The 22,134-nt window shown below is 40.8% G+C and carries 22 protein-coding genes and 1 pseudogene; 18 read left to right on the top strand and 5 right to left on the bottom strand.

Annotation, left to right across the window (positions count from 1 at the left end; all coding sequences use genetic code 11):
• Positions 1 to 8 precede the first annotated feature (8 nt).
• The 3 genes from gloA to DK428_RS11365 all read right to left on the bottom strand — a co-directional run bounded on the left by gloA (position 9) and on the right by DK428_RS11365 (position 4,001).
• A complete protein-coding gene (gloA, locus tag DK428_RS11375) occupies positions 9 to 416 on the bottom strand; it encodes a lactoylglutathione lyase (protein WP_109064418.1) in 408 nt (135 codons plus the stop codon).
• A gap of 147 nt (positions 417 to 563) precedes the next feature.
• Complete coding sequence (locus DK428_RS11370; protein WP_109064419.1) at positions 564 to 2,516, bottom strand: TonB-dependent receptor domain-containing protein; 1,953 nt, start codon at positions 2,514 to 2,516, stop codon at positions 564 to 566.
• Between the two features lie 216 nt (positions 2,517 to 2,732).
• On the bottom strand, positions 2,733 to 4,001 hold the full coding sequence (locus DK428_RS11365) for an MFS transporter (protein ID WP_239493790.1): 1,269 nt from the start codon (positions 3,999 to 4,001) through the stop codon (positions 2,733 to 2,735).
• A 648-nt stretch (positions 4,002 to 4,649) separates the two neighbouring features.
• On the opposite strand from DK428_RS11365, the pseudogene DK428_RS11360 reads away from it, so the two are divergent.
• A pseudogene (locus DK428_RS11360) lies at positions 4,650 to 5,100 on the top strand (hypothetical protein); the annotation flags it as partial.
• Between the two features lie 131 nt (positions 5,101 to 5,231).
• Positions 5,232 to 7,781 (top strand): GDYXXLXY domain-containing protein, encoded by a 2,550-nt coding sequence (locus tag DK428_RS11355; protein ID WP_109064421.1) that lies wholly within the window; start codon positions 5,232 to 5,234, stop codon positions 7,779 to 7,781.
• Between the two features lie 78 nt (positions 7,782 to 7,859).
• Here the strand turns inward: DK428_RS11355 and cmoA are convergent, their stop codons facing one another.
• A complete protein-coding gene (gene cmoA, locus DK428_RS11350; protein WP_065295389.1) occupies positions 7,860 to 8,582 on the bottom strand; it encodes a carboxy-S-adenosyl-L-methionine synthase CmoA in 723 nt (240 codons plus the stop codon).
• Positions 8,583 to 8,783: 201 nt separating this feature from the next.
• Between cmoA and aspS the strand changes: the two genes are divergently transcribed.
• The 8 genes from aspS (at position 8,784) to ruvB (ending at position 15,115) form a co-directional block, all read left to right on the top strand.
• Positions 8,784 to 10,562 (top strand): aspartate--tRNA ligase, encoded by a 1,779-nt coding sequence (gene aspS / locus DK428_RS11345; RefSeq protein WP_109064422.1) that lies wholly within the window; start codon positions 8,784 to 8,786, stop codon positions 10,560 to 10,562.
• Positions 10,563 to 10,681: 119 nt separating this feature from the next.
• Positions 10,682 to 11,050 carry a hypothetical protein gene (locus tag DK428_RS11845; protein ID WP_239493788.1) on the top strand — a complete coding sequence of 123 codons (369 nt, stop codon included), beginning with the start codon at positions 10,682 to 10,684 and terminating at the stop codon, positions 11,048 to 11,050.
• Between the two features lie 31 nt (positions 11,051 to 11,081).
• Positions 11,082 to 11,516 (top strand): dihydroneopterin triphosphate diphosphatase, encoded by a 435-nt coding sequence (gene nudB / locus DK428_RS11335; RefSeq protein WP_109064423.1) that lies wholly within the window; start codon positions 11,082 to 11,084, stop codon positions 11,514 to 11,516.
• A gap of 77 nt (positions 11,517 to 11,593) precedes the next feature.
• Positions 11,594 to 12,334 (top strand): YebC/PmpR family DNA-binding transcriptional regulator, encoded by a 741-nt coding sequence (locus tag DK428_RS11330; protein ID WP_109064424.1) that lies wholly within the window; start codon positions 11,594 to 11,596, stop codon positions 12,332 to 12,334.
• A gap of 10 nt (positions 12,335 to 12,344) precedes the next feature.
• Positions 12,345 to 12,776, top strand: a complete 432-nt coding sequence (locus DK428_RS11325) for a hypothetical protein (protein WP_109064425.1) — start codon at positions 12,345 to 12,347, stop codon at positions 12,774 to 12,776.
• 58 nt (positions 12,777 to 12,834) lie between these two features.
• Complete coding sequence (ruvC, locus tag DK428_RS11320) at positions 12,835 to 13,407, top strand: crossover junction endodeoxyribonuclease RuvC (RefSeq protein WP_109064426.1); 573 nt, start codon at positions 12,835 to 12,837, stop codon at positions 13,405 to 13,407.
• Between the two features lie 64 nt (positions 13,408 to 13,471).
• On the top strand, positions 13,472 to 14,086 hold the full coding sequence (gene ruvA, locus DK428_RS11315; RefSeq protein ID WP_109064427.1) for a Holliday junction branch migration protein RuvA: 615 nt from the start codon (positions 13,472 to 13,474) through the stop codon (positions 14,084 to 14,086).
• A gap of 15 nt (positions 14,087 to 14,101) precedes the next feature.
• On the top strand, positions 14,102 to 15,115 hold the full coding sequence (gene ruvB, locus DK428_RS11310; RefSeq protein WP_109064428.1) for a Holliday junction branch migration DNA helicase RuvB: 1,014 nt from the start codon (positions 14,102 to 14,104) through the stop codon (positions 15,113 to 15,115).
• 49 nt (positions 15,116 to 15,164) lie between these two features.
• On the opposite strand, the gene DK428_RS11305 is transcribed toward ruvB, so the two are convergent.
• Positions 15,165 to 15,500, bottom strand: a complete 336-nt coding sequence (locus tag DK428_RS11305; protein WP_109064429.1) for a DUF5339 domain-containing protein — start codon at positions 15,498 to 15,500, stop codon at positions 15,165 to 15,167.
• Between the two features lie 441 nt (positions 15,501 to 15,941).
• On the opposite strand from DK428_RS11305, the gene DK428_RS11300 reads away from it, so the two are divergent.
• The 8 genes from DK428_RS11300 to tolA all read left to right on the top strand — a co-directional run bounded on the left by DK428_RS11300 (position 15,942) and on the right by tolA (position 22,084).
• Positions 15,942 to 17,507, top strand: a complete 1,566-nt coding sequence (locus DK428_RS11300; RefSeq protein ID WP_109064430.1) for a cytochrome ubiquinol oxidase subunit I — start codon at positions 15,942 to 15,944, stop codon at positions 17,505 to 17,507.
• A 14-nt stretch (positions 17,508 to 17,521) separates the two neighbouring features.
• Complete coding sequence (gene cydB / locus DK428_RS11295) at positions 17,522 to 18,658, top strand: cytochrome d ubiquinol oxidase subunit II (RefSeq protein ID WP_109064431.1); 1,137 nt, start codon at positions 17,522 to 17,524, stop codon at positions 18,656 to 18,658.
• 9 nt (positions 18,659 to 18,667) lie between these two features.
• A complete protein-coding gene (locus DK428_RS11290; protein ID WP_005701137.1) occupies positions 18,668 to 18,766 on the top strand; it encodes a CydX/CbdX family cytochrome bd oxidase small subunit in 99 nt (32 codons plus the stop codon).
• Between the two features lie 4 nt (positions 18,767 to 18,770).
• A complete protein-coding gene (gene ybgE / locus DK428_RS11285; RefSeq protein WP_109064432.1) occupies positions 18,771 to 19,058 on the top strand; it encodes a cyd operon protein YbgE in 288 nt (95 codons plus the stop codon).
• A gap of 116 nt (positions 19,059 to 19,174) precedes the next feature.
• The gene (gene ybgC / locus DK428_RS11280; protein ID WP_109064433.1) at positions 19,175 to 19,579 is read left to right on the top strand and encodes a tol-pal system-associated acyl-CoA thioesterase; all 405 of its coding nucleotides are present in this window, start codon (positions 19,175 to 19,177) and stop codon (positions 19,577 to 19,579) included.
• A gap of 29 nt (positions 19,580 to 19,608) precedes the next feature.
• Positions 19,609 to 20,298 carry a protein TolQ gene (tolQ, locus tag DK428_RS11275; RefSeq protein ID WP_005701134.1) on the top strand — a complete coding sequence of 230 codons (690 nt, stop codon included), beginning with the start codon at positions 19,609 to 19,611 and terminating at the stop codon, positions 20,296 to 20,298.
• 125 nt (positions 20,299 to 20,423) lie between these two features.
• Positions 20,424 to 20,846 (top strand): colicin uptake protein TolR, encoded by a 423-nt coding sequence (tolR, locus tag DK428_RS11270; protein ID WP_005701133.1) that lies wholly within the window; start codon positions 20,424 to 20,426, stop codon positions 20,844 to 20,846.
• A 17-nt stretch (positions 20,847 to 20,863) separates the two neighbouring features.
• Complete coding sequence (gene tolA / locus DK428_RS11265) at positions 20,864 to 22,084, top strand: cell envelope integrity protein TolA (protein WP_109064434.1); 1,221 nt, start codon at positions 20,864 to 20,866, stop codon at positions 22,082 to 22,084.
• Positions 22,085 to 22,134 lie beyond the last annotated feature (50 nt).

Here is a 22,134-nt window from a genome sequence, read left to right as displayed (position 1 = left end):
TAGCAAATTTAGTTGCCTAAGCCGGCCTGTGCGCTTTGATTTTCGATGAATTCGATTTTGTAACCGTTCGGATCTTCTACGAAAGCGATCACGGTTTTACCGCCTTTCACCGGGCCCGGTTCGCGCGTAACATTGCCGCCCGCCTTGCGCACCGCTTCACAAGTGGCGTAAATATCGTCCACGCCAATGGCGATGTGACCGTAGGCATTGCCCAAATCGTATTTATCCACGCCCCAGTTATAGGTTAATTCCAATACGGACGCTTTGTTTTCATCATCGTAACCTAAAAATGCCAGAGAATATTGGTATTCCGGATTTTCACTGGTACGCAATAAACGCATGCCCAATACATCTTGATAAAACTGAATAGAACGTTGTAAATCGCCGACGCGCAACATGGTATGTAAAATTCGCATGATATTCTCCATTAAATAAAATCTCGGCAATTATGCCACAGAATCATGGGCTTTTCTTTGGAAAATAAAAAGGATTAAGCCCAGTTGAACTTAATCCTTCAAAATAAATTTAAAAAACGCAGTAAAATCTCACCGCACTTTTCAGGTTTAGAACGTGTAGTTTACACTTAAACGAACGTCACGACCCGGCTCAGGCAAGGTGGATACGCCTGCGCGTTGGCTGTGGCTGCGATAGTATTTGTTGAATGCATTGTTTAACGCAAGGTTGATATTTACGCTTTCAACCGGTTTCCATGTGATATAGAAATCGTTGACGCCATAGCCCGGACGTTTTGTGGTGGTTGCACCACCGCCACGGTTTTGGGTGGTAGAATCATAGCTGGTATGTTGTACAAAGCGGCCTTTCCAACCGATTTCAACGTCAGGTTGTTCGAAGTGGTAAGACACACCGGTGGTCCAAGTACGACCGATCGGAATGGCGGTTACAGTGCTATCCACGGTTCTGCCGTTTAATTCCGGTTTGCTGTAAGCCACGCCGGCACGTAAGGTTAAGCCTTCGTATTTATAGGCTGCACCTAATTCATAACCATGATTTCTTAATTTGCCTGCATTTTGGATTTCATAATAACCCGGTCTGATTTGCGTAAAGGCGTGCGTATCTTGGATTGTTTGCCAGAAATAACTTCCGTTCAAAGAAAGGCTGTCGGCTAATTTATAGTTGAAGCCTACTTCCGCGTTGCGCGATCTTTCCGGTTTAATGTTATTGGCAATGGAATACACTGCAGGTTTTCCTCGAGTCGATCCTGAAGAAAGCATGACTTCAAAGAAACGAGGACTTCGGGTAGCGTAGTTTAAGCTGGTATTAAAACTGAGATCATTGGTGACTTCATAAATCAAGCCAACGCTTGGATTCACGCTGCCTTTATTGGATTTTGAACCGTCCATTGCATGGAAATTGAAGTGGTCATAACGCAAGCCGGTCGTTAATGTAAACGCCCCTAAGCCCCAAATGCCCTCGGCATAAACACCCACATCACGTTTCTTTTGGGTCTTCATTTGGACGCCGTTTTGAACGGTAAGTGAGTTAGGCTTACCTTCTTGATCGCGGTAATTGATACCGTATTTGATTAAGTGAGATTCACCAATTGGAGAATCCAAGTTTAAGTTTGCACCATTGGCAATTAAACGGGTTCTGGAACGTTCGCTTGGCTCTTCACGGCTAATTACACTGCGCCATACATTAGCCTTAGCATTGCTAATAAAGCCCATGTTTTTGCTGGTCCATTCAATTTTGCTGGTGTCGTTAGTAGTGATGCGATAACGTGGGGAATTATTAGTCTCATTATTGTCTTGAGCAAAATCGAACTCCTCGCGTAATGCTCGAACACCATAGTGGCGTTCTTGGCGATGACTTAATTCAATTCGGTGATCTTCGTTTAAATCCACACCGACTTTCGCTAATAAACCACGTTGACCCAATGCACTATTTTTGATTTTGTAGCCATTGCCTGCTTTATAGTCGCTTTCATTTACCCAATTGCCGGAAAGTAATACATCCATCGCTTGGGCACGTGAATAAACGGTTGCACCTTTGCTCCAACCTTTGTTTGAGCTAACACCGGCATTTACCTTAAAACCAATGTCTTGACCTTCTTTCAGAAGATCTTTTGCACTCACGGTTTCCGCAACGATAGCTCCGCTGGTTGCACCAATGCCGGCACTGGCTGATCCTGTCCCTTTTTGCACGCTCACTTTCTTGAATAGTGCCGGATCAAACATGAAACGGCCTTGGTGGTGGAAAAGTTGGGCATCGGTATAAGCATCATCCACTTTTACATCCACTTGATCTTGCCCCATCCCGCGAATGGTAAACCATTGTGATGTACCGCGACCACCACCGAAGTTAATCGCCGGTTCATCTTTTAATAAACCTTTTAATTCGGTTTCCGTGCTGCGATTAATCGATTCAGTTGTAATCACATTGGTTTTACTTTTGGCACCGGTATTTTCAGACACCACGTTAATGATCTCTAAATTTTCCGCATAAACTGCGGTGGTAACTAACATTGCGAGGGGAAGCAATGAAAAATGTTTGCGCATAAATGCTCCTATGGAAGTTAATAACGATAAATAAACTGCGGGAGAATTTAGCCTATTTGTTAAATTTTTGCAAATGATAATTATTATTGTATTTATTTTGATATAACGAACGCGGTATTTGTTCTTTAAGCAAAAAAAGTGCGGTGGATTTTTACGGTGTTTAAAAAAACAAAAGCCATCAAAAGATGGCTTTTAAGGGAGATAAATTAGGCAATATTAGATTTTGGTTAAATCGATATTTTTGGTTTCCTTAGAAAGCCACAAGGCAATCATTGTTAAGACGGCGTTAACAGCGAGGTAAATTCCTACGCCGATGATGCCATAGTAGGCGTTGATTTTTAAGGTCACCATAGTGGCGACAGTTGCACCAATAATAGAGGAAATGTTATAGGCCAAAGAGGCGCCTGAGTAGCGTACTTCCGTAGGGAAAAATTCCGGTAATAAAGCCGCCATTGGACCGAAAGTCATACCCATAAAAGCCATTCCAATAATAAGGAATAAGAACACGCTGGTCGGAGTACCGCCGGTTAGGAATAACGGCATGCATAAACCTAACAACGCAATACCGATAGTGGTACCTAATAACCATTTGCGACGTCCAATTTTATCGGCATAGATACCGGAAATACTGATGAAAATCCCAAAAACGATGGCACTGATAAGCAAGAAGCCGGTAAAAGTATTTGGTTGAATACCTAAACCCATTGCATGACCTTGCTCGGAAAGCGTCACCGGACTCTTGGAATAGACTTGTGCGAATGCCGTCATGATGTAGAACAACACATAGGTCGTAGTCATCACGAACGTGCCTAAAATTAACGGTTTCATATGGTTACGGAATACGGCACTAACCGGGGTTTCCACTTTTTTACCTTTGGCTTCCGCTTCGCGGAATACATGGCTTTCGTGCAAGGTTAAGCGTACATATAAACCTACTATAACTAACGCTACGGAAGAAAGGAATGGAATGCGCCATGCCCATTCAACCAAGGCTTCTTTACCGAAATAATAGCTCACCAAGAAGAATGCGCCGTTGGCTAAGAATAAACCGATCGGTGCGCCTAACTGTGGGAAAGTGCCATACCAAGCGCGTTTGCCTTCCGGGGCATTTTCGGTGGCAACCAATGCTGCGCCCCCCCATTCTCCGCCAAGTCCTAAGCCCTGACCGATACGACATAGGCAAAGCAAAATTGGAGCCCAAATGCCAATGTCGGCATAGGTTGGTAATATGCCGATCACCATGGTGGAAATACCCATTAATAACAAGGAGGCGACCAAGGTTTTTTTACGCCCGATTTTATCGCCGAAATGGCCGAATAATGCCGAGCCGATAGGGCGCACGAAAAAAGCTAACGCCAAAGTGGAAAGAGAGAGTAATTGATTGGAAACCGGATTGTCAGCGTTAAAGAATTGTGTGTTAAACACTAAAACGGCCGCAGCCGCATAAATGTAATAATCGAAAAACTCAATTGCCGTGCCGATCATTGAGGCGATAGCGACCTTGCGAGGATCGTTACGCAAATGCGTTTGTTGATGAGTTTGTTCAATGGTTTCGGCATTTTCAATATCTACGATATCTGCCGCAATGCTGTTAGTTGACATATTTGCCTTCCTAATAGGTTATAGATCATGGAAAAAAGGCCGAAATGCTATCATTAAGTTTGCATGCAAACAACAGGGAAAACCTTTAAAAATAAGCGGAGAAAACGATTGTTTGGTGATTTTTGGATAGTTTGATTTTGTTTAAAAATGGAGTTTTCGGCTGAAAATAAGGGGGGTGTCAATAGATTATTTTGTTGCTTGTTATTTGATTTTTAGCATGAACTACGCCGGAAATAACAGGACAATGATCTTTTATGCTAATTTGAAGGCTTCATGTAGATATATTAAATAATCTATTGAATAGGGTAAATTAAATGTATATAAGCGGTTAATTTATCTTGCGAAGTTGTTGATTGACTTCTGGTCTAACCTGTTTTTTATTAACTTGGAAGAATAAAAATACCTTTATTTATCAGATGCTATAAAAAGGTTGTGCCAGCTTTCCCAAAACTCCCATTTATTTTATGGTTTTTTCCTAAAAATGATCTTTGATATTTTGTAAAAAATGTTGTTATTGAAGGTCTTTCATAGCAATCTTCATTCTATTTGCCGGCGTTAATCGCCATTGTGTTAGCTTTCATCATGTTCTATTTAATGCATGATACGGCGGAATCTGAAGATTTGCCGCCGGTGGATGAATGGAAAGGCGAAAAGGTGGTACAGAAGGTTGAATCTGCCCCCACCCTTTCATCCAAAGATATCTTTATGAAATATATCTTAAATAACAAATTCTTATGGGCAATTGCCATTGCCAATGTTTTTGTTTATTTCATTCGTTACGGCATTATCAACCGGCACCGCAACAGGGTTAACCGGATTATTCGGTTATTTGCTCGGTTCCGCTAGTGCGGGTTATGTGATGGGTAAATTAGTAGATTTATTCGGTTGGGACGGCGGTTTCTATGTGCTGATTGTTTCCTGCTTCTTAGGTTTTGGCTTTATTGCCGTCACTTTATTCCATAAACCTAATGCGACGAAATAATGTTTAGTTGCTTTAAATAATAAAGTGCGGTCAAAATTCATTACGAAAACCGACCGCACTTTTGCTTTCTTTTTAATTTAAAAATTGGCAGAATACATTTGATTTTTAATTAAAAATTAAAAGGAAAGCGTATGAATACTTCATCTTTGTTCAATTTATCTTGGCCTCGTTATCTTAATTTACTTTTCTTATTATTAAGTTCCGGGTTTCTTACTAGCGGCATTGTGACTTTAATTGCCGCCAATTTGGATTATTTTTCCGATCTTGCAAAAATTTATGGCTTGCAAGCTGTGTTGCTACTTTCTATTGCATTGGGTTTTTATTTTTTTCTGCGTGAAAGCCGTAAATTGGAAAAAGACAAATTAAAACTACTGTCCGTCACTTTCTTTTTTATTACCTCTGTTCTTATCGGTGCAGTGTTCGCCTTGGTGGGACAAACCTATCAAACGGGGGCCAACGCATGGGAATTATTTGCTATTTGGTCGGTATGTCAATTGCCGTTGTTATTACTGTTACCTAATGTGGCTTCAGCGTTATTGTTGGTCGCAACTACCAATATTGCCTTATTTCTATTTAATAACAACAACTATGAAAATGATGTCGCGCTTTCTGCGGTAAGTTTAAATTTTATTTTCTTGCTGTTAAGTGAATTATTTATTCATCGATTGCATGATGCGAACTGGCGACTTCTGCCTAAGTTCCTTGTATTCTTAGTGCTAGTGAATCTGTTTTTTGTCAGGATTTTGACAGATTTTCTAGGTAATGACGTTGATTCCAGCGTTTATTTCTTTATTCTTTTCTTGCAAGTGGCGTTCCCGTCTTTGGCGTGTATTTGTTTTTATAAACAGTATCGCGTTGACTTTATGAATTTAATTACTGCCACCGTGAGCTTAATTACTGCCTTTGGTTTTTTTCTCTTTTCCCATGTGAATTCTGCTGATTTTGCCGTACTAAGCGGTTTAGTCTTATTTATTATTACCATCAGTGCGGTTATGCAATTACACGGTTGGTATAAACGTCATTATCCACAACGGAAAAGCATTTCTTGGGCGTTATCTATTTTACTTATTTTCGCCATTTTTATCGGTATCGTTACCTGTCTTATTTGGATTTTCTTCGCATTAAATGTATCTGATCCACGCATTAACTTATTGGTGCTAAGCGTTATCGTGTTGTTTATTGCCTTGGGGATGCATTTTGGTAATCCTGATGCGGAAAATCATATATCAATTATCATCGGTATTTTCTTCTTAATGGGCTATTGCTTGTTGGGCGGTTATTTTCTTTCCGGTATATTTGATGGATACGATAACGATGTATTAAAGATAACCACGCCGTTATTATTTACTGTTGTGGTGGGGATATTTTATTTTTTACGTAAAGAAATTTGGCTACGTACATTAACCATCATAACCGTGTTGGTGATGTGGCATATCTATTTTAGCGATTTCCATCTCATTGGCCTCGATTATGCTAACCAAGTGGAATATCACTATGTGCCTTTCTACATTGTGACCATGCTTGGTTGCGTAGTAGCATTTTTAATACAAAAGATTTACCTTGAAAATGAAAAGCTTAGTGCACAGATTGTGCCTTTTGCTTGGGCGTTTTTGCTGTTTAGTATCGGTGCTTCTTTACTGAATTCGATCTATATTTTGTTTCGTTTTAGTCAAATGGCCGATGAATTACCGAAAGTCATGACTTTTGCCGAACTCTTTGATGTGGTGACTGCGGGCGTATTTACCCAAGCTGATTTCGTGCCAGGTTGGATTATTCCGTTTTTAGTCGGTCTTACCCCGTTGATTGTTTTTTTGGCTATTCGTCGTTTCTTTGTGTTAGATAAAGCTGAAACTATCTTGATAGGGTTGGTTTTTTCCTTATTTATCATTGGATTTATTTCTCAACCGTCAATTTTATTTCTCGTGACATTATTGTTACTGGCATATTTGATGGATAGCCGAATGTTATTTTTTATCGCCGTTTTCTTTTTAACGGTGAATTTAGGCTTATATTATTATTCCTTGACCATTCCATTACTTTATAAAGCATTGTTATTGCTTCTCTTTGCCTTCATATTTAGCGGTATGGCTATTTATCTATTGCGAAAATATAAACCGCAAACCCAAAGTGCGGTCGGTTTTGCCAATGTTTCTAAAGTGAAGCCACTGGTGGCATTGGCAGTAGTTTTGCTGATACTGATTCCGCTGAATTACAAAGTGCAACAGTTTGAAGATGTGTTGGCGACAGGGAAACCGGTAGTGTTAAAAATTGCGCCGGTGGATCCGCGCTCCTTGATGCAAGGAGATTACATGGCATTGAGTTATTCGATTTTAAATGACATTCGTGCTAATTTGAATGAATCTGAAGATGGCGTATTCACTATTGAGACAGAGAAAAAACGTCCAAGTAAAGTTTATGCGCTGATTCATCAAGACGAACAAGGCGTTGCTACCTTATGTCGGGTGGAAGATAGTCTGCCGAACGATTTTAAAGATTGCGCCGCCGATGTGTATTTGCCGGTGAATAATTTCAAATGGTTGCCTGAATTACCAAGCCAAGAATATTTCTTTGCTGAAGGTAAAGGACAACATTATGCTCAAGCAGAATACGCCGAATACCGTTTTAAGAATGGTATTTTGTTGTTGGCTCGCTTGTTGGATAAGGATTTGAAGGCGTTATAGAAAAAATGGAAAAGAAAAGTGCGGTAGGTGTCGTTTAAAAACGAATTAAAAACCCACCGCACTTTTTATTTTAGTCGATTATTTTATCGCCACCATAGAACCGAAATTAAAACACTGAAACCAAAGTTCCACATGAGAAAATCCCACGTTTTTTAACCGCACTTTGTGAGAGTCAATGGAGTCGGTTCGCATCACATTTTCAAGTGCGGTGCGTTTTTGACTCACTTCTAATTCGCTATAGCCATTAGCACGTTTAAATTGATGGTGTAAATCAATGAGCAATTCATCAATGGCAGTATCTTCAAAACGAAATTTTTCCGACAACACTAATACACCGTTTGGGTTTAACCCTTGATAGATTTTTGTCAGCAATGCCACGCGATCCTCCGGAGGCAAAAATTGTAGGGTGAAATTTAAAATCACCATGGACGCGTTTTTGATTTCAACTTGGCGAATATCGTCGCATAAAATATCTACCGGGATGTCGCTATGATAGGCCGCAATGTGCTGACGGCAGCGCTCTACCATCGGTTGGGAATTATCGATGCCGATAATTTTTACATTGGGCTGTTGAATATGACGACGGGCGGACAATGTTGCCGCACCACGGGAACAGCCGAGATCGTAAACATTGCTGTTGGGCGTGACAAAACGTTCGGCTAACATGCCTATGGCGGTGATGATATTGGAATAGCCGGGAATGGAGCGTTGGATCATGTCCGGAAACACTTCGGCAACGCTTTCATCAAAAGTAAAATCCCCCAATTTTTCGATTGGGGCAGAGAAAATGGTGTCTTTCATTGTGAGATCGGATGGAAATAGAATCGTTACATTTCTGGTTAAAAAGTGCGGTCATTTTAGAAGAAGTTTTTTTTTATCTCAAATAATTGTTATGCATTACGGATCCATAGGTGTTTCCCTCTTTATCGTTTGCAATTTTCAGCTATAATTAGCGCAATTTTTTATAATATTTACAGAAGATTAGAAGATAAGGAATAAAAAATGATGCGTTCACACTATTGCGGTGCATTAAACCGTACAAATATTGGTCAGGAAGTGACGTTAAGCGGTTGGGTTCATCGCCGTCGTGATTTAGGTGGTTTGATTTTTATTGATATGCGTGATCGTGATGGTGTTGTGCAGGTTTGTTTTGATCCGAAATTCCAAGAAGCCTTAACTGCAGCTGCCGCTTTGCGTAACGAATTTTGTATTCAAATCAAAGGTGAAGTGATCGCCCGCCCGGACAACCAAATCAATAAAAACATGGCGACCGGTGAAGTGGAAGTCTTGGCAAAAGCATTGAAAATTTACAATGCCTCCGATGTGTTGCCGTTAGACTTCAACCAAAACAACACGGAAGAACAACGCTTAAAATACCGTTATTTGGATTTACGTCGTCCTGAGATGGCGCAACGTTTGAAAACCCGTGCGAAAATCACCAGCTTTGTACGTCGTTTCATGGATGACAACGGTTTCTTAGATATTGAAACCCCAATGCTAACCAAAGCTACACCGGAAGGTGCGCGCGACTATTTAGTGCCAAGCCGTGTGCATAAAGGCAAATTCTATGCATTGCCACAGTCCCCACAGCTTTTCAAACAGCTTCTAATGATGTCTGGTTTTGATCGTTATTATCAAATCGTGAAATGTTTCCGTGATGAAGATTTGCGTGCGGATCGTCAACCGGAATTTACCCAAATCGATGTGGAAACCTCTTTCCTGACAGCGCCTGAAGTGCGTGAGATTATGGAACGCATGGTGCACGGTTTATGGCAAAACATCATTGGTGTGGATTTAGGCAAATTCCCGGTGATGACTTGGCACGAAGCGATGAATCGTTTTGGTTCCGACAAACCGGATTTACGTAACCCACTGGAACTAGTGGACGTTGCAGACATCGTTAAAGAGGTAGATTTCAAAGTGTTCCAAGGCCCGGCCAATGATCCGAACGGTCGTGTGGCGGTCATTCGCGTACCAAATGGCAGCGAAATTACCCGTAAACAAATTGATGAATACACCCAATTTGTTGGTATCTACGGTGCGAAAGGTTTGGCTTGGGCGAAAGTGAATGATATCAATGCGGGACTTGAAGGCGTTCAAAGCCCGATTGCGAAATTCTTAACTGAAGATGTATGGAAAGCGTTAGCAGAACGTGTAAAAGCACAAAACGGCGATATCTTGTTCTTCGGCGCAGACAAATGGCAAACCACCACAGATGCCATGGGCGCATTGCGTTTGAAACTCGGCCGTGACCTCGGCTTAACCCGTTTAGACGAATGGCAACCGCTTTGGGTCATTGATTTCCCTATGTTTGAGCGTGATGATGAAGGCAATTTGGCGGCAATGCACCACCCATTCACATCGCCACGTGATTTCACACCGGAACAATTGGAGGCGGATCCAACAACTGCGGTGGCGAATGCTTACGATATGGTCATCAACGGCTACGAAGTAGGTGGCGGTTCTGTACGTATTTTCGATCCGAAAATGCAACAAACGGTATTCCACATTCTTGGCATCAACGAACAAGAACAACGCGAGAAATTTGGTTTCTTGTTGGATGCATTGAAATTCGGCACGCCGCCACACGCAGGTTTGGCGTTTGGTTTAGACCGTTTAACCATGCTTTTAACCGGCACTGAAAATATCCGTGATGTGATTGCGTTCCCTAAAACGACGGCTGCAGCGTGCTTAATGACCGAAGCGCCAAGTTTTGCAAATCCGCAAGCCTTGGCTGAGTTGAGTATTCAAGTTGTTAAAACAGTTAAGGAAGATGAATAGATTAATAGCAACAAATCTACTCATGAAATGGATTGGGTAGATTTGTACCTTCTGATGTTACAAATCGTTTTGTTTACGACACGGCATCAGTCAGTGGTTAATTAGAATAAGAATAATATATGAAAAGACCGATATCTATTCCTATCATTTGTTGGGCAAACATTGCCATTAATTATCTTATTGCGTTGGTTCTTACCTTAGTAATTTTGGCGGTTGGGATATCTTTTATTAACATGGAGTATTATTTGGCGTTAATTTTGCCTTATCTCAACCTTATTTTAGTGATTTACTTGAATAAGATGATTCTCTGTGGGCGACGTTGGGCAAGAGAGATTTTTATCGCTTGGTGTATTGTTCTTAATATATTGGGGCATGTTCTTTTTGAGGACATACAAGTTACGCTAGTCAGTATTGTATTTTCCATTGCTAATATTATTTGTTTGTATCACTCTTCTGCCAATCGTTTTTTTGTTCGAAAGGATGCTTAACGGCTGATGGGAATTTTAATAGCAGGCTCAATTGAAATATAAAAATAACCAATCCGTTCTTGTTGTTATCTATGCGGAAAGTACCCGACGGGTACTGATGTTACAACGACGGGATGACCCTGGTTTTTGGCAATCGGTGACCGGTTCTTTAGAAGCTGATGAAACACCAAATGAAACAGCTATTCGTGAATTATGGGAAGAAGTGCGGTTAAAAATAGAAGCAAAATCAACCGCACTTCTTGATTGTAATGAAAGCATAGAATTTGAAATTTTTCCGCATTTCCGCTATAAATATGCACCGAACGTCACCCATTGCCGGGAGCACTGGTTTTTGTTGGCAGTGGAACAGGAGTTTACGCCTGAATTGACCGAACATCTCGCTTTCCAATGGGTTTCGCCGACTCGGGCGATTCAAATGACAAAATCTCCAAATAATTCGGAAGCAATCCGAAAGTATTTATTATAGGACACCATTTATTCGTCCATTCTTATTATATAAATTAAGGTGCAAAAAGTTGCACTCTACGTTAGAAGGAAAACAACATGGCAGGCCACAGTAAATGGGCAAATATTAAACACCGTAAAGCAGCACAAGATGCACAGCGCGGCAAAATCTTTACAAAATTAATCCGTGAATTAGTTACTGCAGCAAAAATTGGTGGTGGCGATGTTGGTGCTAACCCTCGTTTACGCGCGGCGGTAGATAAAGCTTTAAGTAGTAACATGACCCGCGATACGATTAACCGTGCCATTGAGCGTGGTGTTGGCGGTGGTGATGACACCAATATGGAAACCCGTGTTTATGAGGGCTATGGTCCGGGCGGTACGGCCGTTATGGTAGAATGTTTAAGTGATAATGCCAACCGTACGATTTCTCAGGTTCGTCCAAGTTTTACTAAATGTGGCGGAAATTTAGGAACGGAAGGTTCCGTCGGTTATCTTTTCAGTAAAAAAGGATTAATTCTGGTGAATCAAGCCGATGAAGACGCATTAATGGAATCTGCTATTGAAGGCGGTGCGGATGATGTGCAGCCACAAGATGACGGTTCTTTTGAAATTTATACTGCTTGGGAAGATTTGAGTTCCGTGCGTGATGCCATTGAGGCGGCGGGCTTTAAAATCGAAAGTGCAGAAGTCACAATGATTCCATCAACAACCGTGGATTTAGATGCGGAAACCGCGCCGAAACTACTTCGGTTAATTGATATGTTGGAAGACTGTGATGACGTCCAAAACGTCTATCACAATGGTGAAATTAGCGATGAAGTCGCTGCAATTCTATAAAGGAGCATTTATGAAATTAGTTAAAACATTATCAGCTATCGCAGCAGTTGCCATTTTGAGCGCATGTTCTAATGCAACAGCAAATGTGGAAGAAAAAGCAGTCGAAGCAGTGGCACCGATTACCGATAAAACGGTAGTGTATTCTTGTAACAAGAAACCGGTGACTGCCGTATATCAATTCGAAGGCCAAGAACCGACAGGTGCAATGGTGATGGTCGGCAATAAAGTGATTGCAAAAGACTTTGTTCGTGATACGACGCAAAAAGACTTCACTGTATTTACTTCCGGCAATTATGTGTGGAATGTGGATAGTGATTTAACGTTGAATAAATTTGATTCCGTATTACCGGTAAACCTTTTAGAAAAAGGCAAAAAATCAGACAGAATCATTGTGAAAAACTGTGATGTAAACGCTAAAGCTACTGCAAAAGCAAATCAATAAAATCTCACTTAAAGTAAAACGGCTAGATGTTCTAGCCGTTTCTTTTATTTCATAGATTATGACGATTATTTTAGGTATTGACCCCGGTTCGCGCGTGACGGGATATGGGGTGATTCGACAACATGGCCGCCAATTGGAATATTTAGGTAGCGGCGCTATTCGCACTCAAGCGGATGATTTGCCAACCCGTTTAAAGCGTATTTATGCAGGGGTAACGGAAATTATCACGCAATTTCAGCCGGATATGTTTGCCATTGAGCAAGTATTTATGGCAAAAAATGCCGACTCGGCATTGAAACTGGGGCAGGCGCGTGGTACTGCCATTGTTGCGGCGGTAAATCATGATTTGCCGGTATTTGAATATGCCGCACGATTAATTAAGCAAACTGTTGTGGGGATTGGGTCAGCAGATAAAATTCAAGTACAGGATATGGTGACCCGTATTCTCAACCTTTCCGATAAACCCCAGGCAGATGCCGCAGACGCTTTGGCCATTGCCATTACGCATGCCCATTCCATACAGCATTCTTTCTATGTCGCCGGTGCGGCAGAACAGCATAAAATGCAAGAAAAAGTGACCGCACTTTTGCGGACAAGATATAGCCGAGGGCGATTTCGATTAAAAATTTAACTGGATATTTATCCAGTTTTATTTTATCCTAAGTTCAATTTTTTACTCAGTCATCAGGATACTTATGATCGGCCATTTAACCGGCATTTTAATGGAAAAACAGCCACCGGAAATTTTATTGGATGTGCAAGGCGTGGGGTATGAACTTTTATTGCCTATGACCAGTTTCTATAACTTGCCGGAAGTGGGCAAGCAAACCAGTCTATTTACACATTTGGTGGTGCGAGAAGACGCCCATTTGCTTTTTGGATTCTCACAAAAAACTGACCGCACTTTATTTCGTGAACTCATCAAAACCAATGGCGTAGGACCGAAGCTGGCGTTGGCGATTTTGTCCGCGATGTCAGTGGATGAGTTTGCCTATGCTATTGAGCGCGAGGAATTATCCCGTTTGGTTAAAATTCCGGGGATTGGCAAGAAAACAGCAGAACGTTTGTTGGTTGAATTAAAAGGTAAATTTAAAGAAGTGAAAACCCATGATTTCTTTGTACAGGCCGACCACTTGCCAAGTGTTAATGCTGAAACCGTGGCGACAATTGAACCTTCAAATGAAGCGGTAGCTGCATTGATAGCCTTGGGTTATAAACCATTGGATGCCGAAAAGATGGTGAAAAAAGTCTCCAGACCGGATCTTTCCAGTGAACAATTAATTCGCGAAGCATTGAAAGCCGCATTGTAATTAGAGATAGTCAAGATGATTGAAACAGACAGAATTATCAGTGCTACTGCGAAATTAGACGAAGATGTCATTGATCGTGCCATTCGTCCGAAATTGTTGGCGGATTATGTGGGGCAGCCACAAGTTTGTGAACAAATGGAAATTTTTATTGAAGCGGCTAAATTGCGTCAGGACGCTTTAGATCATTTATTAATTTTTGGTCCACCGGGGCTGGGAAAAACCACTTTAGCTAATATTGTCGCCAATGAAATGGGAGTCAATATTCGTACAACCTCGGGCCCAGTGCTGGAAAAAGCCGGCGATTTAGCGGCAATGCTAACAAATCTTGAGCCGCATGATGTGTTGTTCATTGATGAAATTCATCGTCTTTCGCCTGCGATTGAGGAGGTTCTTTATCCTGCAATGGAAGACTATCAATTGGATATTATGATTGGTGAAGGCCCGGCTGCTCGTTCTATTAAGTTAGATTTACCACCGTTCACATTAATCGGTGCAACAACTCGGGCAGGTTCTTTAACATCGCCATTGCGCGATCGTTTTGGTATTGTGCAGCGTTTAGAATTTTATTCTGTGCCGGATTTAACTTTAATCGTGTCTAGAAGTGCGGCCTGTTTACAGCTTAAAATTGATGATGCCGCCGCTTATGAAATTGCCCGCCGATCTCGTGGTACGCCGCGTATTGCTAATCGGTTATTACGCCGTGTGCGAGATTATGCTGATGTGCGCAACAATGGCATAATCACCGAAGCAATTGCCAAAGCCGCATTATCAATGTTGGATATTGATGACGCAGGGTTTGACTATTTGGATAGAAAATTATTAATGGCTGTGTTGGAGCGCTTTGATGGTGGACCGGTTGGATTGGATAATTTAGCCGCGGCCATTGGTGAAGAGAGAGATACTATTGAAGATGTGTTGGAGCCTTATTTAATTCAGCAAGGTTTTTTGCAAAGAACCCCAAGAGGGAGGATTGCGACATTGACAACGTATCGCCATTTTGGCGTTGAAAAGATTACTCGAGATGGATAAACAAAAGGCTTATTGAGATTCAATAAGCCTTTTGTTAGAAATTATCTGATTATTGTGTTTGTTGCTTCATGCTATTTAATTTTGCCAAGGCAACATCACAACTTTTAATCTGTGTTGCTAGCTCCATTTCTAGAATCTGCTTTTTACTTTGGTTGAGTTTACTTCTGATTTTATTTACTTGTGGATGTGTTCCCGGTTGTTTTTCTGCTTCGGCAATTAAACTTTCGGTCTCACTGAATAAATCTTTGCATTGTTGTGGCATCTCAACCGTTGCTTTTACGCTTTTTTCTTTGACGGTTTCTGTGGCACCGGCCACATTAGAAAAACTCGTAACCGCCATTGTTGCGAAAAGTGCGGTTAGAATTTGAGTTATTTTTTTTGTCATTAGAAAGCCTTTCAATTGTTCAAGTTGTAATCAGCACATAAGTTGTACGTGAAGTTATCAGAATCTTTTCTTTATGTCTAGCGCCTTTTTCGTATTTTGTGATTTTCGTGCAATAAAAATGAATAAATGTTGCAACCCCGTTAATAAAGCATATAATTTGACCTAGATCAATTTATTCTGAATTATTCATTTTTAGTTATTTTTGATTTAGTTCCAAAAATGTGAGCTGTACGGCATATTTTACTATTCTTTATCCCTATATTTAGTAGTAGAATATGCGCTTTACTTGGGTTATCTATGTAATAATCGACTCAAACAACTGCAATTAGCGGTCATTATAAAGATAATTCTATATACAAATTCAAAACATTTTTGAGTTTATGGGGTGATTACTCAGTAATCATAAAATTTAAGAACTTGTAGCATTTACAAGGAGTCGAGATGTTAGACGTTGTTGAACTCTCAAGACTGCAGTTTGCTTTAACTGCACTATATCACTTCATATTTGTGCCACTAACATTGGGTATGTCATTTGTCCTCGTGATTATGGAAACCCTTTATGTGGTGACAGGTAAAGAAGTTTATAAAGATATGACGAAGTTCTGGGGTAAGCTATTTGGTATTAACTTTGCATTAGGAGTTACTACCGGGATTACTATGGAATTCCAATTCGGTACCAACTGGTCATATTATTCTCACTACGTAGGCGACATTTTTGGTGCGCCTCTTGCCATTGAAGCATTGTTAGCCTTCTTCTTAGAATCAACCTTTGTGGGGTTATTTTTCTTTGGTTGGGATCGTTTAAGTAAAGGTAAACACTTATTAGCTACTTACTGTGTGGCTTTCGGTTCTAACCTTTCCGCCATGTGGATTTTGGTGGCAAACGGTTGGATGCAGGCACCGGTTGGCTCTGAGTTTAACTTTGAAACTATGCGTATGGAAATGACCAGCTTTATGGATCTATGGTTAAATCCGATTGCGCAGAGTAAATTCTTACATACATTATCTGCAGGTTATGTTTCAGGTGCCTTCTTTGTATTGGCAATTAGTTCATATTACTTATTGAAAGGACGTGATATTGGTTTTGCTAAACGTTCTTTCTCTGTTGCCTCTACCTTCGGTATTATTTCTGTCATTTCCGTGTTGATTATGGGAGATGAATCCGGCTATGAGATTGGACATGCGCAACCGACAAAATTAGCGGCAATGGAAGGTGAGTGGCATACACAGCCTGCTCCGGCAGCTTGGAATATGGTTGTAATTCCAAATCAAGCGGAACAGAAAAATGATTTTGAAATCCAGATTCCGTATATGGCGGGGATGATTGTTACCCGTTCTATTGATAAACAATTCAGTGGCTTAACGGATTTGCAAGCGCGTAATGTTGATCGTGTGCGTAGCGGTATTCAGGCCTATGCGTTGTTACAACAACTTAGAGCGGAGAAAAAGGCAAACGGTCAGGCTAGCGGAGAAACAAAAGCGAAATTTAATGAAGTTCAAAAAGATTTAGGTTTCGGATTGTTACTAAAACGCTACACCGATAATGTAGTTGATGCCACAGAAGAGCAAATCAAACAAGCAGCAGCGGATACGATTCCTAAAGTCGCACCGACTTTCTGGTCATTCCGTGCCATGATGGCTGCCGGTGGGGCAATTTTGTTATTAATGCTTCTTGCTTTTGCACAAAACGTGCGTAAAACCGTTGGTCGTAGTCCATTATTGTTAAAAGCCATTCTATGGGGCTTACCATTGCCTTGGATTGGGATTGAGTGTGGTTGGTTCTTGGCTGAATATGGTCGTCAACCATGGGCAATTTATGAAGCATTACCGGTCGGTGTATCTGCATCTAAATTAGCGCCGGGCGATCTTTGGTTCTCCATTGGTTTAATTTGCGCTTTATATACCTTGTTCCTCGTGGTTGAAATGTACTTAATGTATAAATACAGCCGACTTGGTCCAAGCGCATTAAAAACCGGTCGTTATTATTTCGAGCAATCTTCTAAATAAGCAGGAGCTTAACTATGATGGATTATGAATTTCTACGTTTTGCATGGTGGATCTTAGTTTGCGTACTGCTTATCGGATTCGCCGTAACTGATGGTTTTGATATGGGTGTTTTAAACTTATTACCATTTACCGGTAAAAAAGAAGTGGAAAAACGCATTATGATCAATACTATCGCTCCACACTGGGATGGTAACCAAGTTTGGTTGCTTACTGCCGGCGGTGCGATGTTTGCTGCATGGCCAACGGTTTATGCAACATCATTCTCCGGCTTTTTCATCGCGATGATTTTAGTCTTGGCTGCGTTATTCTTCCGCCCGGTGGGGTTTGAGTATCGCGCTAAAATTGATAGCCCAACTTGGCGTAAGGCTTGGGATTGGGGCTTATTTATCGGTGGGTTTGTACCGTCTTTAGTTTTCGGTGTGGCATTTGGTAATCTGTTACAAGGTGTTCCATTTGAGTTTAATGAGTTACAGCAACCGCAATATACCGGTACATTCTTTGAGTTATTAAATCCGTTTGCCTTACTTTGCGGTGTTATCAGTTTTACGATGTTAACAACGCATGGGGCCAACTGGCTACAAATGAAGACAACAGCAGAGTTGCGTGAGCGTGCTCGTACGATTTCTCAAGTAGGCGCATTGGCGACATTAATCATGTTTGTTCTTGCCGGTGTATGGTTATCTTTCAAAGATGGTTTTGTAGTGACCAGTGTTATTGATCATAATGCCCCGTCTAACCCAATTGGTAAAGAAGTGGCGATACAAGCAGGCGCTTGGTTTAACAACTATAAAGAAATGCCAATTTTATGGTTATTCCCTGCGTTAGCGGTAGGTAGTGCTTTGCTTAATATTGTCTTCTCTAAGACAAATCGTTGTGGCTTTGCCTTCTTATTCTCAGCATTAACTATGGCAGGTGTTATTTTAACGGCAACTATTGCGATGTTCCCATTTGTTTTGCCTTCAATTTCCAATCCGGGAATGAGCTTGTTAATGTGGGACGCTACGTCAAGTAAATTAACCTTAAACTTGATGTTCTTCTTAGCATTATTCTTTGTAGTCATTTTGCTTTCTTACACAATTTGGGCTTACTATAAAATGTTTGGTCGAATTGATAGTAGCTTCATCGAAGAAAACAAAAACTCATTATATTAAGGAGATAGTATGTTTTATGTAGTCTGGGTATTGGGTGTTTTGTTAGCAATTATGCTAAGTGTAGTTGTCACTATCAGTATCGAAAAAACGGGTAAATTTGACGAGTAATTGAATGATTAACTCATTGTATCAATTAGCAAATAAGGGTTCGTTACGAACCCTTTCATTTATTTTGGCTTTAACGTTAACGATTTTTTTCTTTTTTAACGTGAATCAGTTTGCAACCCAATTAAGAGCGGTCGAATTTTATTATGTTTTTGCACTAATCTGGGGAACTGTTGTTTTATGGATTCATGGCATCGGCTTTGATATTCGTGCCGTTATTTGGCGGGCTGTTTTCATGCCGTGGGTGGGGTATGTTGCCGGTGTAATTAGTTTACTCAATAATCTATTGACATAAAATCAATAGGTTATTATTTTTTAATAAGTGCTATTTCAGGCTTGCTAATCATTTTGAGGCGCTCTAAAATAGCCAACTTCCTCTATTCTTAATTCCCGAAAGGTAAGGAAGTTAATTTGGGACAGCATATTTTTCATTATTCTGCCCGCGTTTATTATGAAGATACGGATGCAGGCGGAGTAGTTTACCACGCACGCTATTTGCATTTTTTAGAGCGTGCTAGAACGGAATATTTAAGAACATTTAATTTTTCCCAACAGGAATTGTTAAGGGAAGAAAAGGGAGCTTTTGTGGTGAAATCAATGAACATTGATTACCGCATTCCGGCCAAATTGGATGATTTATTACACATTGAAACCATTGTTACGGAAATAAAAGGTGCCTCGATTATTTTCTCCCAAACAATTAATCGGGATGAATTAACGTTATGTCAGGCTACCGTGAAGGTAGCCTATGTTGATCTTGGAAAAATGAAACCTGTTGCAATTCCACAGGTAATCAAGACAACCCTTGTCAGTTAACTATAAATAAGTTGTTTTCGGAGTATGTAATGACTGCAGAATTAAACTTTTTAGATTTGTTTCTAAAAGCCAGTATCGTTGTTCAATTGGTGATTTTGATTTTAATTATTTTTTCAATCACATCTTGGGCAATCATTATCCAACGTAGCCGTGTGTTGACTAAAGCATTAAAAGAATCAATGGCGTTTGAAGATCGCTTTTGGTCCGGTGAGGATTTAAATAAATTGTACGAAGGCTTATCTAACCGCCGTGATGGTTTAAGCGGTAGCGAACAGATTTTCTATGTGGGGTTCAAAGAATTTTCCCGTTTGAAACAAGCCAATCCTGATGCGCCGGAAGCGATTATTAAAGGTAGCACTCGCGCGATGAATCTTTCCATGAACCGTGAAATTGAAGATATTGAAACCCGTGTTCCATTCTTGGCGACCGTAGCTTCTATTAGCCCTTATATCGGCTTATTCGGTACCGTATGGGGGATCATGCATGCATTTATGTCGTTAAGTGGCGCGAAACAAGCCACATTACAAATGGTGGCGCCGGGTATCGCCGAAGCGTTGATTGCAACTGCAATTGGTTTGTTCGCAGCAATTCCTGCTGTAATGGCTTATAACCGTTTAAGTTTGCGGGTGAATAAACTTGAACAAAATTACGGTAATTTTATTGATGAATTTACGACCATCTTGCATCGTCAAGTATTCGGTAAAAATCATCATAACTAAACGCCAAATTTTTTAACCGCACTTTATGTAAAAAGTGTGGTCACAAAATCTAGTAGATTTTAAAGATTGGTGTTGCCAATCAACGAATAGTATTTTAAGAAGTTTTGTAAATTTAGAAGGTGGATATGTCTTATCGTCGCCAGCGTCGTGATATAAAATCTGAAATTAATATTGTTCCATTTTTGGATGTGCTTTTGGTATTGGTTTTAATTTTTATGGCTACTGCGCCTATTATCAGTCAAAGTGTAGAAGTTGAGCTGCCTGATGCAGTGCAAAGTCAAAACGTTTCTACCGAAGACAAAACGCCGGTTATTTTAGAGGTGTCGGGTGTTGGTCAATATGCCATTTCAATTGGTGGCAATCGTACGGAAAATTTAACCGAAGATATGGTTACCCAATTATCAAAACAAGAGTTTGATAAAGATAACAATACAATGTTCTTAGTCGGCGGTGCCAAAGAAGTGCCTTATGAAGAGGTGATTAAAGCGCTTAATTTGCTTCATCTTGCCGGAATTAAGTCAGTTGGGTTAATGACGAATCCAATTTAATAAAATAGGTAACCATTGTGCAGAATAAGCGACAGAAAGGTGATGTTGATGCAGTTGTGATTTCGATCATAATGCACGTGGCTTTGTTTGGATTATTAATCTTGAGTTCGTTCTATCATAATATTGATATTATGGGGGGCGGTGAAGGTGACAACGGCGAAGTGATTGGTGCAGTGATGGTTGATACCGGCTCTGCAGCGCAAGAATGGGGCCGAATTCAACAACAGAAAAAAGGCCAAGCTGAAAAACAGAAAAAACAAGCGCTAGAAGATAAAAAACGGGAAGAACAAAAGCAGGAAGAACAAAAACAACAAGAAGCCCTAAAAGAGCAACAGCGCCAAGAAGAAATTGCCCGACAAAAAGAATTAGAGCAGAAAAAAGAACAGCAAAAAGAGCAGGAAAAGCAAAAGTTGTTAGCTGAGCAGAAAAAACAGCAGGAAGAAAAGTCCCGCTTAGAGGCGCTCGAGAAACAAAAACAGGCAGAGGAAGCGAAGGCCAAACAAGCCGCTGAAGCGGCTAAATTAAAAGCGGAGGCTGAAGCAAAACGTTTAGCCGCAGCGGCTAAACAGGCGGAGGAAGAAGCTAAAGCGAAAGCCGCCGCTATTGAGAAGGCAAAACAAGACGCCAAAGCAAAAGCTGACGCAGAGGCCAAAGCAAAAGCTGACGCAGAGGCCAAAGCAAAAGCTGACGCAGAGGCTAAAGCCAAAGCGGATGCAGAAGCGAAAGCTAAGGCTGATGCAAAAGCAAAAGCGGATGCTAAAGCGAAAGCTGACGCGAAAGCCAAAGCGGATGCAGAAGCGAAGGCTAAAGCTGACGCTCAACGTAAAGCAGATCAAAATGCCTTAGATGATTTCTTTAATGGCGGTGATGTTGGTGGCGGTAGTGCAACGCAAGGTGGCAATGCTAATAAACAAGGAAGCCAAGGCTCCGGTGCTTCAATGGGAGCAGGTGATGGAGGTAAAACAGGATCGGCTTATGCCGGCGTGATTTATTCCTCCGTTAAACCGTATTTCCGTGGAGATACTCGTTTCATCGGTAAAGTTTGCGATATTAGAATGGAACTTGCCAGTGACGGAACCATTTTATCTTATACGAAAAAATCCGGCCCGAATGATTTATGTGCTGCCGCATTGAATGCGATTGAACAAACGAAGAAAATGCGTAGAGCACCAACACCGGAAGAATATGAAATGTTTAAGAGTTTTACTTTAGGTTTTGACCCAAGAAAAGTGCGGTAGTTTTTTGTCGTATTTTTTAAACAATAGGAGAACAAATGAAAGTAGTTATT

It is taken from the genome of Aggregatibacter kilianii, from assembly GCF_003130255.1.
Taxonomy (GTDB): Bacteria; Pseudomonadota; Gammaproteobacteria; order Enterobacterales; family Pasteurellaceae; genus Aggregatibacter; species Aggregatibacter kilianii.
This window is presented reverse-complemented; position numbering and strand designations above follow the sequence as displayed.

Excerpts from the sequence above, each read along its gene's own strand:
- gloA (WP_109064418.1), bottom strand. The coding sequence starts at position 416 with ATGCGAATTTTACATACCATGTTGCGCGTCGGCGATTTACAACGTTCT.
- DK428_RS11370 (WP_109064419.1), bottom strand. The coding sequence starts at position 2,516 with ATGCGCAAACATTTTTCATTGCTTCCCCTCGCAATGTTAGTTACCACC.
- DK428_RS11365 (WP_239493790.1), bottom strand. The coding sequence starts at position 4,001 with ATGATCGGCACGGCAATTGAGTTTTTCGATTATTACATTTATGCGGCT.
- DK428_RS11355 (WP_109064421.1), top strand. The coding sequence starts at position 5,232 with ATGAATACTTCATCTTTGTTCAATTTATCTTGGCCTCGTTATCTTAAT.
- cmoA (WP_065295389.1), bottom strand. The coding sequence starts at position 8,582 with ATGAAAGACACCATTTTCTCTGCCCCAATCGAAAAATTGGGGGATTTT.
- aspS (WP_109064422.1), top strand. The coding sequence starts at position 8,784 with ATGATGCGTTCACACTATTGCGGTGCATTAAACCGTACAAATATTGGT.
- DK428_RS11845 (WP_239493788.1), top strand. The coding sequence starts at position 10,682 with ATGAAAAGACCGATATCTATTCCTATCATTTGTTGGGCAAACATTGCC.
- DK428_RS11330 (WP_109064424.1), top strand. The coding sequence starts at position 11,594 with ATGGCAGGCCACAGTAAATGGGCAAATATTAAACACCGTAAAGCAGCA.
- DK428_RS11325 (WP_109064425.1), top strand. The coding sequence starts at position 12,345 with ATGAAATTAGTTAAAACATTATCAGCTATCGCAGCAGTTGCCATTTTG.
- ruvC (WP_109064426.1), top strand. The coding sequence starts at position 12,835 with ATGACGATTATTTTAGGTATTGACCCCGGTTCGCGCGTGACGGGATAT.
- ruvA (WP_109064427.1), top strand. The coding sequence starts at position 13,472 with ATGATCGGCCATTTAACCGGCATTTTAATGGAAAAACAGCCACCGGAA.
- ruvB (WP_109064428.1), top strand. The coding sequence starts at position 14,102 with ATGATTGAAACAGACAGAATTATCAGTGCTACTGCGAAATTAGACGAA.
- DK428_RS11305 (WP_109064429.1), bottom strand. The coding sequence starts at position 15,500 with ATGACAAAAAAAATAACTCAAATTCTAACCGCACTTTTCGCAACAATG.
- DK428_RS11300 (WP_109064430.1), top strand. The coding sequence starts at position 15,942 with ATGTTAGACGTTGTTGAACTCTCAAGACTGCAGTTTGCTTTAACTGCA.
- cydB (WP_109064431.1), top strand. The coding sequence starts at position 17,522 with ATGATGGATTATGAATTTCTACGTTTTGCATGGTGGATCTTAGTTTGC.
- DK428_RS11290 (WP_005701137.1), top strand. The coding sequence starts at position 18,668 with ATGTTTTATGTAGTCTGGGTATTGGGTGTTTTGTTAGCAATTATGCTA.
- ybgE (WP_109064432.1), top strand. The coding sequence starts at position 18,771 with ATGATTAACTCATTGTATCAATTAGCAAATAAGGGTTCGTTACGAACC.
- tolQ (WP_005701134.1), top strand. The coding sequence starts at position 19,609 with ATGACTGCAGAATTAAACTTTTTAGATTTGTTTCTAAAAGCCAGTATC.
- tolR (WP_005701133.1), top strand. The coding sequence starts at position 20,424 with ATGTCTTATCGTCGCCAGCGTCGTGATATAAAATCTGAAATTAATATT.